This window comes from Burkholderia sp. 10_S31, from assembly GCF_056930375.1.
On record NZ_JBXOWK010000002.1, the window covers coordinates 86,430 to 99,699 of the forward strand.

Below are 13,270 nucleotides of genomic sequence, written 5' to 3' on the forward strand. Positions count from 1 at the left end.
GAGGAGGACGTCAACAGAGCCCTTTGGTGATCGTGACCGGAGCGCCGGCCGGTTGCGGATCCGGCAGGCCCGCGACATGGCGCACGGCCGCCAGGATCCGCAGGTGGGTGCCGCAGCGGCACAGATTCGGTTCCATGTGGGTACGCAGTTCGCGTTCGGTCGGTTTCGGGTTGCGTTCGAGCAGTGCCTGCGCGCGCATGATCATGCCGGCGATGCAATAGCCGCACTGCGCCGCCTGGTGATCGATGAACGCCTGCTGAAGCTTGCCCGGCCGCTCGGCGGTGCCGAGGCTCTCGAGGGTTCTGACGCTGCGCGCGCCGACCGCGGAGACCGGGAGCAGGCACGAGAACGTCGGCTTGTCGTCGACGATCACGGTACAGGCGCCGCACTGTCCGAGGCCGCAGCCGAACTTTGCGCCGTGCAGGTGCAGGTCGTTGCGCAGCGCGTAGAGAAGCGGCGTGGACGGATCGATGTCGAGCGTGTGCCGCGCACCGTTGACGGTGAGGGTGATCATCGCGTGCTGTCCTCCTTTCTGAGCTTCGCCGCCATGGCTTCGATGCCGTTCCACGCGGGGCGATCCGAGTACGCTTCGCGGATATAGGCGGCGAGGTCCGCGATCTGGCGGTCGTCGTACTGGTCGATGAACGACGGCATGTAGTTGAGCGTGTCCTCGCCATGCCAGCCGATGCCGTTGAACATCATCTGGATCGCGTTGCGCGGCGTGTCCGCGGCGACCGCCGTGCTGAACGCGAGCGTCGGCCGCTCGCCGATCGACTGCATCGGCGCCGCCGGCCCGTGGCACTGCGCGCACGATGCCTGGAACAGGACCGCACCGCGTTGTCCGGCGGGCGTCGCGGGCTGGCGCGCGGCTTCGACTGCGCTGGCTCGCGGGCTGGCCGGCCTCTGGATCGACAGGATGTACGCGGCGATCGCCTCGACGTCGTCCACGGGCACGGTCGCGAGATCGCGCGTGACGGGCAGCATCGGTCCGGCGGCCGCGCCGTGCTCGCTCGCGCGGCCGGTGCGCAGGTACGTCACCAGTTGCGCCTGCGTCCACGGTCGTGCCGCATTGGCGAGCGTATTGAGCGGCGGCGCTTCCCAGCCGTCGACGATGCCGCCGTCGAACGCCTTGCCCGCCTGTTCGCCGCCGATCGCATTCAGCGGCGAATGACAGGATGCGCAGTGGCCGAGACCGTCGACAAGCATCTTGCCGCGATTCCACTGCGCGGATTGCGACGGGTCCGGCGCGTACGCACCTTCGCGCAGGAACAGGACGTTCCAGAACGCGACCAGCGGACGGAAGTTGAGCGGGAAGATCAGCGCGTTCTTCGGTGTCTTTGCCTGAACCGGCTCGCGCGTCATCAGGTACGCGTAGGCGGCCGTGATGTCGTCGTCGGACATGCGCGTGAAATGAATGTACGGGAAGGCCGGGTAGAGCGGATGACCGTCGCGGGCGATCCCGGTGCGCAGCGCACGCGCGAAGGCGTCGCGCGACCAGCGGCCGATGCCGGTATCGGCGTCCGGCGTGATGTTGGTCGCGTAGATCGTGCCGAACGGCGTCGCGAGCGGCAGCCCGCCGGCGAACGGCTTGCCGTCCTTCGCCGTATGGCAGACGACGCAATCGCCGAGTGCGACCACGCGCGCGCCGGCCCGCACGAGTTGCGGATCGAACGACGCGCGCCCGGGCGGATCGATCGGCGCGATCGACGGTCGGATCATGACGGCTGCCGCGATCGCCAGGCCGGCGACCGCGACGCCAGCCAAGCCGGACCAGAGTCGTTTGTGCTTCATGCGCGCTCCACGCGAACCGGCTGCTCGTGCCTGATTCGACGTGCGGGACGATGTGCGGCTGAAATCATGCGTCACTCCAGGATGGGCGCCAGGCGCAGGCAAACGCCCGCGCGACGGCTCGTGAAAGCAGTCTACGCGTGCGCTGGCACCATTTCCTGAAGCTGCGCTGAAACGTTCTGAAGTTAGCGCGTCGTGGTTACCGGCAGCCGGAACGTCAGCGTGGTACCGCCGCCGGTGCGCGGCGCGGCCTCGAGCGTGCCGCCGTGCGCCTCGATGATCGAGCGGCAGATCGCGAGGCCCATCCCCATGCCGTGCGACTTCGTCGTGAAGAAGGGATCGAAGATCTGGCCGGCGATGCCGGCGTCGATGCCGGCGCCGCGATCGGCGATGCGGATGATCACGTGGCCGTCTCCGGCGTGCGACGCGACGTCGAGTTCGCGCGACGCGGCCGGGCCGTCCATCGCGTCGAGCGCGTTGGTGACCAGGTTCAGGATCACCTGCTGGATCTGCGTGCGATCCGCCATCACGCGGATGTCGTCGCAGTGCAGGTCGACGCGCAGTGCGACCTGCTTGGCGTCGATTTCGGGCGCCGTGAGATGCAGCATGTCGCGAATCAGCGCGTCGATCGCGAGCGGGGCCAGCGCGAGCGGCGCCTGGCGGGCGAGCGATCGCAACGCGCGGACGATGTCGGCGGCCCGCACGCCGGACGCGCGAATGTCCTCGAGGCTCGCGAGCGCTTCGCCGAGGTCGGGCTGCGTGCCGCGCAGCCAGCGCATGCAGGCACCCACGCTCGTCACGATGCTGGTGAGCGGCTGGTTGATCTCGTGCGCGATCGACGCGGCCAGTTCGCCCATCACGGTCACGTGCGCGGTGCGTGCGAGCTCGGTCCGCGCGTGCCGCAGCGCGGCCTCCGTCTCGAGCCGGCGCGCGTTCTCGTCGATCAGTTCCGCATAGAGCCGTGCGGATTCGAGCGCGTTGGCCGCCTGCGGCGCCAGTACTTCCAGCATCGCGATGCGCCGCGGCGAAAACACGCCGTTGGTCAACGCATTCTCGAGATAGAGCACGCCGATCAGCGCGCCCTGTTTCAGCAGCGGCAGGCAGACCAGCGAGCGCGTCGGATGCGCGCGCAGGCTGTCGACGTGATCGGGTGCGCCTTCGCGTTGCGCGTTCGCGAGCACGACCGGCTTGCGGGTTCGCACGGCGGTGTTCAGGATCGACAGCGGCACGTCGTCGTCGGTGGGTTCGCGGCGCGCAATGTCGACGTTGACATCGCTGCCGGCGATGCGCGCGGTTGCCTCGATCGTCAGCCGGTCGTGCCGTGCGAGCAGCAGCAGGCCGTAGCGCGCGCCCGCATAGACGATCATGTTGCGCATCAGCGTCTGGATCAGGCGCTCCAGCACGATTTCCTCGGACAGCGAGTGCGCGGCGCGCATCGCGAGCGCTAGATCGAGATCCTCGCGCGCGGGCACGGCCGGCTCGCCCGGCAACGGATCCATCACGAGGAACGGGTGCTGCGACTCCAGCGCCTGCGTCTTGCCGGTCGCGCCCCAGCGCCGGTAGCACGCATGCGCGAGCCGCAGGTGATGGCGGCCCGGACCGCTCAGCCCGAGCGACGCGGCGTGGCGCGCGGCCAGCTCATGCGCGAGCGCCTGTTCATGCACGAAACCGCGCTCCGCCGCGAGGCTGGCGGAGGCTTCGTACTGCTGCATCGCGACGACATGCTCGCCGCGCACGCGCGCGAACTCGGCGTCGATCAGCGCGAGCTTGTTGCGGAACGTCGCCGGATTCCGTTCGCTCCACGCGGCGAAGCGCGCGCGCTGCGGCGCGAAGCGTTCGAGCAGCCGGTCGGGCGGCGTGGTGCCGCCGTCGCTCGCGATGCCCGCCAGCACGCCGAACAGCTGGAAGTCGGACTGCATGATGTGGGCGGGCGTCGACCACGCGAAAGGTGCGGCCGCATCGAGCGAGGCGCGCGCGGCGTCCGCGTCGCCGAAGATGAACGCCGCCTGGCCGGCGAGCACGTCGGTCCAGAACTGCAGCACCGACATCGGCGTCCTGGTCGACGCACGGGTGCGCCAGGTGCCGATCGGCCGGTCGAAGCCGAGCTGCAGCGCATCGACGAATTCCGACTGCGTCGAAACGAGGTCGACGATGTCGTCGTAACGCGCGCCGCGCGCGATCTTCAGCAGCGGATCGATCTCGTCGCGGATCGCGGGCAGCGCTTCGCCCATCGACAGCAGGTCGCTGACGATGTGGTTGCAGCTGTAGCACATCCAGCGCAGCTCGGCGCTCGCGTTGCCCGCCGCCTTCGCATCGCGCGCGCATTCGAGTGCATACGACAGCGGCCGGGTCCAGACGCTGACCTGGTCGAGCGCGATCAACGTCGCGGAGCGATAGCGCTCGAACCCGTGGCGGTCGACCAGCGCGAGCGCGACCTGCGCGAATTCGAAGCCCTCTTCGTACGCATCGCGATGCTGGGCGATGCTGACGCCGTACCACGCGAGGCCCTGCACCGACGCGGCGGTGACGCCGTGGCGCAGGGTCAGCCGGACCATGGTCGCGAAATGCAGCAGCATCAGCCCGCCGCTCGGATAGAACATCGCGGCTTCGAGCGCGGTCAACAGCGCCATCGTGGCTTCCACGCGCGTGTCGGTCATCACGGGCAAGTCGACGAGGGTGCGGATGGCGCGGCCGTCGAGCGCCTCCTGCACCGCGTCGCAGGCCGCCGCGAGATCGGCCTCGACCGGTTCGGCGGGCAGTTCCACGCCGAGCAGCGCCAGCCCGGCCAGCGCGACGTCGACGGCCTGCCGGTAGCGCGATTCCACCGTGAGTTGCGCGGCTTTCAGCCGGTGGGCCTCGGCACGGTCGGCCGGCGTGCGCGTACGCGCCATGAGCTCGTCGATCGCGGTGGCGGCCTGCGCGGTTTCGCCGGTGGCGAGGAGCAGGCCGCAGCGAAGGATGCCGATCCGGCTCGCGAGACCATAATGCTGCGGCCACGCCTGCGGGCCGAGCAGCGATTGCGCGGACGCGAGAAACGACAGCGCGCGATCGCGCGCGGCGGCCGGCGCTGCCGCCTGCGCCGCCGCGACCAGCACCTCCGCGAACGCGAGCGCGAGCGTGTGCTCGAGCGGCGCGGCTTTCGCCTGCTCGATCTGGGTGGCCAGGGCGAGCAGGCAGTCGGTCGACGAACGGTCCAGGCGGGCGAGCATCGCGGCGGCGATCCGGGTATGGCGCAGCGCGCGCTCCGCGCGGTCGGTGAGCGCGTACACGGCCTCGAGGATGCGGTCGTGAACGAAACGCCAGCGGTTGCCGGCATGCGACACGAGGCCGGCCTGACGCGCCGGGTCCATCCAGAAACTGAGTTCCGCGCGCGTCTTGCCGGCGGCGGCGCACAGCAGCGCATCGTCGGCGTCGATGCCGATGCAGGCCAGCAGCGACAGCAGCATTCTCGATTCGTGCGGCAGCCGCCGCATCCGGATCTCGAGCAGGCTGACGACGTTCTCGCTCAGGGAGCGCGCGTCGATATCGACCGAAGACCATTGCCATGTCTGCCGCGCCGCGTCGTAGTCGAGCAGCCGCTCGTCGATCAGCGTACGCAGCAGTTGCTGGATGTGGAACGGATTGCCGCCGGTGTTGCGGTGAACGATGTCGCTCAGCCCGGACAGCCGATCCGGCGTGTCGCGGAGCATGGCGGCCAGCATGTGAGGGACCTCGGCGGCGCCGAGCGGCGCGAGCGTCAGGGTCGACACGCGCGTGCGGTCGAGCTGCTGCAGGAAGCGGCGGAAGGCCGGCGTGAGATCGTGCTGCGGCCCGCTCCGATAACCGGCGACGATGCAGAAATTTGCCGGCGGGTCGGCCGCGATCGATGCGAGAAGCGCGAGCGTCGCGTCGTCGGCCCACTGGATGTCGTCCAGCGTCACGACCAGCGGTTCGGCCGGCGCCGCGAACGCGCGGAAAGCGTTCACGACGATCTGGCAGAGCCGGAATGCCGGAATCGCATCGGCATGGTCGAACACGACGGGCTCGACATCGAGCAGCCATGTGATCTCCGGGAAGATGCGCGCCAGCAGGCTGGCCTGACGGCCCACGCAGTCGTGCAGCCGCGCGGCGATCGCCGCCATTTCGTCGTGCCGGGCCAGCGTACTGCCGAACAGCGCGCGCAACGCCTGCAGCACGGGCGCGTAGGGCCGGGCGGGCTGGAACTGGTCGACCTTCGCCGACGCGCACCATGCGGTGCGCGACGCGGCACGCACGTCGCGCGTGAAAGCCTCGATCAGCGCGGTCTTGCCGATGCCGGCCGCCCCGTCGATCAGGACGATGGCCGCCTCGCCGGTCCGCGCGACGGTCGCGCGTATCGCATCGAGCCGGCGGGACTCGTGCTCGCGGCCGACCAGCAGGTCGGCCGTGTGCAAGCCGGCGAGCGGGTCGCTGCCGCCGAGCGTGAACGGCTCCACGAGGCCCGAGGCCAGCCCGTCGTGCCGGATGCGTTCGAGATCGCGCTGCACCGTTTCGCAGGACGGATAGCGGTCGGCAGGTTCCTTCGCGATCAGCTTCAGGATCAGCTCGCTCAGGATGGCCGGCACGTCTTCGCGAAAGGCCGTGGGCGGCGTCGGTTGCATGGCGACGTGCGCATAAACCCATTCGGATGTCGACGTGGCCTGGTACGGCAGCGCGCCCGTCAGCAGGCGAAACAGCGTAATGCCGAACGCATAGAGATCGGAGCGCTCGTCGACGCACGCGCCTTCCGATACCTCGGGCGCGGCGAACGCCGCGAAATCCGTGCGGATCGTGCGTTCGGCGATGTGTTCCGCGCGACGGTCGCGGGCATGGGCAAACGAGCGGAGCATGACCGTGCCGTTCGGCGCGACGACGAAACTGGCCGGCTGCAGATCGCCGTGCAGCCAGCCGCGCCGATGCAGTTCGCCGAGCGTGCGCGCGGCCTGGATCGCGGTATCGAGAAAGACCTCGAGCGGCAGCGGCTCGTCGGCCAGCGTGTCGAACGCCCGTACGTCGACGCGCGGATAAACGAGCACCGGGCCGTCGGCCGCGCGGATCAGCGCGGCGGGAATCAGCGCCCACGCCGGGTCCAGCACGTCGTTCAATGCGAACTCGCGCTCGAATTGCCGGCAGCGCAGATCGAATTCCCAGCGGGTCTGGCATGCCGACCACACGCGCCCCGTATCGGCGTCCGTCAGGTCGAACTTCAGGATGTCGCCGCAGCGGACCGCATTGGACAGGCTGGCACGCGCGAACCAGTCGGCATCCATTCGATTCGCGTTGTCCGGGGCGCGCAAGGCTGGGTTCACGATGGCGTAGCAGGCGGGTTGAAGCAGAGTGTAAGCGGCTCGAGAACGGCATCGGCCGGGCTGAATGCGCGCGTGGCGGCGGCCCGTGCATTGTCCGTCAGCTCGCGAGAATTTGCAGTAACCGCGGCAGGCTCGACGGCCGAGGCCGGCGCCGCACTAAACCTATGGATAATGGTCGGCGCGCCTGTCGGGCCATACGATCCGTTTATGCGCCTCGACGTGCCGCGATGCGGCCGAAGGGGCAGAGCAGAGGGGGCCGCCTCGCGAGGCGGCGCACGGTTTGACGCAGCATGGGCGGGTGCGGATCATGTACAGGTTCGGTCGGGTGACGGTATCCCTTGAGTGCCGCGAAGTCTACGTCGACGGGCAGCCGCGATATATCGGTGCCCGCGCGTTCGAGATCCTCGAGCTGCTGGTGAAGGCGGCCGGCAGGCTCGTATCGAAGGAAGAAATCATGCAGGTCGTGTGGCCGCACACGATCGTCGTCGAGAACAACATCCAGGTGCACGTGTCGACGCTGCGCAAGCTGTTCGGCGGCAAGCACGGCTGGATCCGGACCGAACCGGGCCGCGGATATCGCCTGGCGGCGCCGGTCGACCTGTCCCGCACCGAGCGCGAGCCGGAGCGGTTCGACGCGGCGCCCGGCGCACGCGCCGGCGGCGTATCGCGCAAATGTCCGCTGATCGGCCGGGAGCGCGAAGCGGCCGAGCTGCACACGCTGCTCGAACGCGAGGCGCTCGTCACGCTGGTCGGCCCCGGCGGTGTCGGCAAGACGCATCTCGCACAGGAGGTCGTCGCGGCCTGGTCGGCGGGTTGCGGCATCGAGTCGATCCGGATCGATCTCGCCGGCCGGCCGGGCGGTGCGACGCTCGAATCCGCGGTGCTGGACGCACTCGGCGCGCCGGGCGACCCGGCCGCCGAGCCGGCGGATGTCGTGCGCGCGATCGGCGGGCGGCGCGTCATGCTGGTATTCGACAACGCCGAGCAGCACATCGATGAACTCGCGGACCTCTGCGAAGCGATCACGGCGGGAAATACCGGCGCGCTGCTCGTGGTGACGAGTCGCGAACCGCTGCGGGTCGCCAGCGAGCGCGTGTATCGGGTCGGGCCGCTGCCGGTGCCGCCGGCCGGTGCGAACGGCGACGAGATCCTCGCGTGCGGTGCCGTCCGCATGTTTCTGGCGCGCGCGCGCGCGATGGGCACCGACATTCCCGCGGATAGGCAGACGCTCGACGCGATCGCGACCATCTGCCGCCGCCTGAGCGGCCTGCCGCTCGCCCTCGAGCTCGGCGCGGCCCGTGTGGCATCGCTCGGGATCCAGGGGCTGGCCACCGATCTCGACAAGTCCGTCCTGTCGCTGTCCGGCGGCCTGCGTACGGCCCATCCGCGCCAGCAGACCCTCAGGGCCACGATCGAGTGGAGCTACCGGTTGCTCGACGACGCGGAGCGCATCGTGCTTTGCCGTCTCGCGGTGTTTCCGGATGCATTCCAGCTCGACGCGGCGTGCACGCTTGCCGCCTGCGATGAACCGGCCGCCGATCAGGTGCTCGACTGCGTGGTCAGCCTGGCGTCGAAATCGCTGCTGGTCGTCCATTCCGTCGGGCTTTCGAAGCGCTACTCGCTGCTCGAGGTCGTGCGCGCCTATGCGCTCGAGAAGCTGGCGGAGTCCGGCGAGGCCGGTCGCGTTCATGCCCGGTATGCGTCGTTCGTGGCGGAGGAGCGCGCGGATGCGCCGCAGCCGGCGGCGGTCGCGTCCGCGCAACCGGTGTCCGAGCTCAGGCGGTGGGCGTGATACGTCTGTCGATACCGCTCGAGCGGTATGGCGACGTTGTGAATTGACACAGATTTCGGGTTCTCATTTCATGGGCATGGTTTGCATCATCGATGACGATGCGTCGGTCCGCAAAAGTCTTGCCAGCCTGTTGAAATCGGCTGGCTATTCGGCGTTGCCGTTTGCATCGGGCGAGGAATTCCTCGCGAGCGGCCCGCCGGACGATGCGGTTTGCGTGCTGATCGACCTGAAGATGAAGGGGATGAGCGGCCTCGACGTTCAGCGCCTGCTGGTTCAGCGCAACGCGACGCTTCCGGTCATCTTCATGTCGTCGCACGGCGACGACGAATCGGTCCGTCGCGCGCTCGCGCAAGGCGCGGTCGCGTTTCTGCGCAAGCCGTTTCCATCGGACGACATGATCGATCTGATCGACCAGGTTGCAGCGGGCGGGCGCCCTGCCTGACGCCTTCGACCGGCCGCGCCACGGTTGCGCGGCATTTCGCGCGGCTCCCGGCTCGTTTACCATTCGATAATGAACGGAACGCCTACACAGGGAACGCAATGGCAAGCACGCCGGACATGACGTCGATCGTCTATGTGGTCGACGACGACGAAACGCTGCGGCGCGCATTGAGCGCGCTGCTGCGTTCGGCCGGTTTTCACGTCGAGACCTTCGCGTCGTCGCGGGCGTTTCTCGCGTTCGAGCGGCCCGACGTGGCGAGCTGCCTGATCCTCGACGTGCGTCTTGCCGACGAGAGCGGGCTGGCCGTTCAGGAGGAAGCGGTGCGCACGGGGCTGAACGTGCCGATCCTGTTCATGACGGGCTACGGTGACGTGGCCACCACGGTCAAGGCGATGAAGGGCGGCGCGCTCGACTTCCTGACGAAGCCGTTCGACGACGACGCGATGCTCGAGGCCGTCGGCCGCGCGCTGGCCGGGGATCGCGAGCGTCTCGTGCGCGATCGCGCACTGCGTACGCTGCGTCACGCCTATGCGTCGTTGACGCCGCGCGAACGCGAAGTGATGAGCCATGTGGTCGCCGGCCTGATGAACAAGCAGATCGCGTCGCATCTCGGCCTGCAGGAAATCACGGTGAAGGTGCACCGGGCGCAGGTCATGAAGAAGATGCAGGTGCGCACGCTGCCCGACCTCGTGCGGCAGGCCGAAGCGCTGGGCGTGCGCCCGGGCGGCGCGCCCGAATGAGCCGGCGCGCCGGCCACGGGCGAGCGGCGCTGGATCGGTGAGGGGCGTATCGACGCGCGCGGCAACGGAACGGCGAAACCGGCGCCGGCCTGAAAAATCCTGAACCGAGCTGAAGGGCGCGCCGGCCCGGCGCGCCGTGCGGCGACGTTTACGCCTTCAGGAATGCGAGCAGTTCGGCATTGATCCGCTCGGCGTCGACCACGCACATGCCATGCGCGCCGCCGGGGATGATCTTGAGTTGCGCGTGCTTCACGATCTTCGCGGACAGGCGCGCGGAATCGTCGATCGGCACGATCTGATCGTCGTCGCCATGCAGGATCAGCGTCGGGACGTCGATCTTCTTCAGGTCCTCGGTGTAGTCGACCTCCGAGAATTCCTTCACGCACAGATACTGGCCATACACGCCGCCCATCATCCCCTGTGCCCAGAATGCGTCGATCGTGCCCTGCGATGCCTTCGCACCGGCGCGATTGAAGCCGAAGAACGGCACGGCGAGATCCTTGTAGAACTGCGAACGGTTCTCGGCGACGTTCTTGCGGATGCCGTCGAACACGTCCATCGGCAGGCCGCCGGGATTGGACGGGGATTTCACCATCTGCGGCGGCACGGCGCCGATCAGCACGGCCTTCGACACGCGCTTCGTGCCGTGACGGCCGATGTAGTGCGCGACTTCGCCGCCGCCGGTGGAGTGGCCGACGAGCGTCGCTTCGCGCAGGTCGAGCGCATCCATCAGCGCGGCGAGATCGTCCGCGTAGGTATCCATGTCATTGCCTTGCGACGGCTGGCTCGATCGGCCGTGACCGCGGCGATCGTGCGCGATCACGCGGTAGCCGTGCTGCACCAGGAACAGCATCTGTGCGTCCCAGGCATCGGCGCACAGCGGCCAGCCGTGCGAGAAGACGACCGGGCGGCCGCTGCCCCAGTCCTTGAAATAGATCTGCGTACCGTCTTTCGTGGTGATGGTGTTCATCGCATGGGCTCCTTGATGGGCGGAAGAGACGTGTTTGGGGGCGGCAGCGGCGGCGGCGGCCGGCAGTGCGGCGGCTGCAACGGCGGTCGCGCCGGCAAGCAGCATGTCTCGGCGGCGTGCCGAGGGGACGGCGTCGATGTCTGCGGGTCGCATTGAAGCTCCTTGAACGTGCGGTGGAACGATGCCGCGTGGAATGGGTGGTCCGGCTCTGCCCGCATGCGGCAATCTCGCGGGCAGACGGCGTGCGTTCGCTCGTGCGCCGGCAGGCGCATGAGGGGAGCGAACGAACGTCGACGGGAGCCTATCGCGGGGCCATGCGGCCTGTACTGAAATCCGGCTGAATTGTCATGAACCGGTCGTGCCGCGCGCGCGTGCGGGGCGGCCAGAAGAATTAAGCCGCGCATCAAGACTCTTCAGCGGCCGCCCGCTATTGTCATCATCGAGTCGTCCCGTCGCGGGTCGCCGCCGGTTCGCATCGGCGGGTGACGATCGTGATGGCACGGGTACGAAACGTCCGAATCTCTCGCCATTTGCCTGGATATGCCGCCATGGACGCATTCGATCGCTGGGAGCACGTGATGACGCTGCTCGATCCGTCGCCCGGTGCAAGCTGCCGCGCGTCGTCGCCGCTTCGCGACCGGGAGGTCGCGCGCCACCGTCATCGCGACGATGCACGAGGTGCGTCAAGCGGCGCCGCGCGCCGCCGGTGCGCGATCGTCGCGATCGAGCGGCAGACCGATTCGTCGGTACTCGTGTCGTGGAGCGATCCGACGTACTGCCGGTACGACGAGCAGCGCTGGATCAGCGCAAAGTCCCGCTCGCTGGGGCGTTGCGCGCTGACCGGCCAGCCGATTCGCACCGGCGATGCGATCTACAAGCCGCAGTGGCGCGGATCGAAGCGTCCCGCGAATTGCCGGGAGGCGATCCTCGCGTCCGAACTGGACCGGTTCATCGTCGGTATGTCCCGTTCCTGACCGGGGGCGGGACATACCGTTCATTGGCCGCGGCCGGCGGCCGCAACGCTTTTCATCGCCGAGGAAACTTCATGAGTACGTTCACGACACGCGACGGCGTCTCGATTCACTACAAGGACTGGGGCGCGGGGCGCCCCGTCGTGTTCATTCACGGCTGGCCGCTGAATGCGGACATGTGGGACGTCCAGATGCATCACCTGGCATCGAACGGCTTTCGCTGCATCGCGTACGATCGGCGCGGTTTCGGCCGGTCCGGCCAGCCGTGGACGGGCTACGACTACGATACGCTGGCGGACGATCTCGCGACGCTGATCGAGACGCTCGGATTGCGCGACGTGACGCTCGTCGGTTTTTCGATGGGCGGCGGCGAGGTGGCCAGATACATCGGCCGGCACGGCGCGCGCCACGTCGCGAAGGCCGTGCTGATCGGATCGGTGACGCCGCTGGTCGCGCGGCGCGACGATCATCCGGACGGCGTCGACGTCGCGGTGTTCGACGGCATTCGCTCGGCCATCGTGGCGGACCGCGCGGCATTCTTCGAGCAATTCTGGCCGTTGTTCACCGGTTCGAACCGGGCGGATTCGACGATCTCGCGCGCCGCGCTCGACTGGACTTCGTTCATGGCGTTGCAGGCCGGATTGAAGGGCACGCTCGATTGCGTCCGGGCATTTTCCGAAACCGATTTCAGGGCGGATCTCGACCAGTTCGACGTACCGACACGCGTGATTCACGGCGACGACGACCAGACGGCGCCGCTCGCATTGACGGGGGCCGCCACGGCGGCGCGCGTGCCGCATGCGACGCTGAGCGTCTACGAGGGCGGCCCGCACGCGCTGTATCTGACGCATGCGCAGCGATTGAACGACGAACTGCTGGCGTTCGTGCGCGCGTGACATGGCGGGCGGGCGTGCCCGCCACGCCCGTTTCGAACCGTGCACGAGGCTGCGGAGGCGCGTTCGGCGATCGTCCTGCGTGCGCACGGATTCCCGCGTCAGTCGGCGCGGGAAAAAACGGATTCCGAATCGGTAATCGTTTTGCCGTAAAAAAACGATTCATCGGTGAATTATGGCTTCTCATGTCCCGCATGAATGGCACCGTGTCGTGTCGCGTAGAGAGGGCACGCGGCGCGCGGATTCCGACGATTCAAAAAATTTGCGCTTACCGTTCCGATAATTCGAATCAATATACGCAGCAGATGCCGTAGCATGGGGGGCCAAATCGAAGTCGCTCTGGATAGCGCATCGATAAATGTCATCGA

The 13,270-nt window shown here is 68.3% G+C and carries 9 protein-coding genes; 5 read left to right on the forward strand and 4 right to left on the reverse strand.

From position 1 onward, the window contains the following. Window positions 1-10 precede the first annotated feature (10 nt). From AC1Z3W_RS15055 to AC1Z3W_RS15065, 3 genes are all read right to left on the reverse strand, one after another. The gene (locus AC1Z3W_RS15055) at window positions 11-514 is read right to left on the reverse strand and encodes a (2Fe-2S)-binding protein (RefSeq protein WP_483507888.1); all 504 of its coding nucleotides are present in this window, start codon (window positions 512-514) and stop codon (window positions 11-13) included. Continuing rightward, complete coding sequence (locus tag AC1Z3W_RS15060; protein WP_483507889.1) at window positions 511-1,791, reverse strand: c-type cytochrome; 1,281 nt, start codon at window positions 1,789-1,791, stop codon at window positions 511-513. Before AC1Z3W_RS15060 ends, AC1Z3W_RS15055 begins: the two co-directional genes overlap by 4 nt. Window positions 1,792-1,973: 182 nt before the next feature. Then, on the reverse strand, window positions 1,974-7,055 hold the full coding sequence (locus AC1Z3W_RS15065; protein ID WP_057924220.1) for a trifunctional serine/threonine-protein kinase/ATP-binding protein/sensor histidine kinase: 5,082 nt from the start codon (window positions 7,053-7,055) through the stop codon (window positions 1,974-1,976). Between the two features lie 364 nt (window positions 7,056-7,419). On the opposite strand from AC1Z3W_RS15065, the gene AC1Z3W_RS15070 reads away from it, so the two are divergent. The 3 genes from AC1Z3W_RS15070 to AC1Z3W_RS15080 all read left to right on the forward strand — a co-directional run bounded on the left by AC1Z3W_RS15070 (window position 7,420) and on the right by AC1Z3W_RS15080 (window position 10,068). After that, window positions 7,420-8,886 (forward strand): winged helix-turn-helix domain-containing protein, encoded by a 1,467-nt coding sequence (locus AC1Z3W_RS15070; RefSeq protein WP_244104967.1) that lies wholly within the window; start codon window positions 7,420-7,422, stop codon window positions 8,884-8,886. Window positions 8,887-8,956: 70 nt separating this feature from the next. Beyond that, the gene (locus tag AC1Z3W_RS15075) at window positions 8,957-9,328 is read left to right on the forward strand and encodes a response regulator transcription factor (protein ID WP_057924222.1); all 372 of its coding nucleotides are present in this window, start codon (window positions 8,957-8,959) and stop codon (window positions 9,326-9,328) included. Window positions 9,329-9,426: 98 nt separating this feature from the next. Further along, window positions 9,427-10,068 carry a response regulator transcription factor gene (locus AC1Z3W_RS15080; RefSeq protein WP_483507890.1) on the forward strand — a complete coding sequence of 214 codons (642 nt, stop codon included), beginning with the start codon at window positions 9,427-9,429 and terminating at the stop codon, window positions 10,066-10,068. A 148-nt stretch (window positions 10,069-10,216) separates the two neighbouring features. Here AC1Z3W_RS15080 and AC1Z3W_RS15085 read toward each other — a convergent pair whose 3' ends face one another. Beyond that, entirely contained in the window at window positions 10,217-11,038 is an 822-nt protein-coding gene (locus AC1Z3W_RS15085; RefSeq protein ID WP_057924224.1) for an alpha/beta fold hydrolase, read from the reverse strand. A 548-nt stretch (window positions 11,039-11,586) separates the two neighbouring features. Here AC1Z3W_RS15085 and AC1Z3W_RS15090 point away from each other — a divergent pair. Both AC1Z3W_RS15090 and AC1Z3W_RS15095 read left to right on the forward strand, forming a co-directional pair. After that, entirely contained in the window at window positions 11,587-12,012 is a 426-nt protein-coding gene (locus tag AC1Z3W_RS15090; protein WP_057924225.1) for a DUF3331 domain-containing protein, read from the forward strand. Between the two features lie 71 nt (window positions 12,013-12,083). Next, the gene (locus tag AC1Z3W_RS15095) at window positions 12,084-12,905 is read left to right on the forward strand and encodes an alpha/beta fold hydrolase (protein WP_124835377.1); all 822 of its coding nucleotides are present in this window, start codon (window positions 12,084-12,086) and stop codon (window positions 12,903-12,905) included. Window positions 12,906-13,270: the final 365 nt, after the last annotated feature.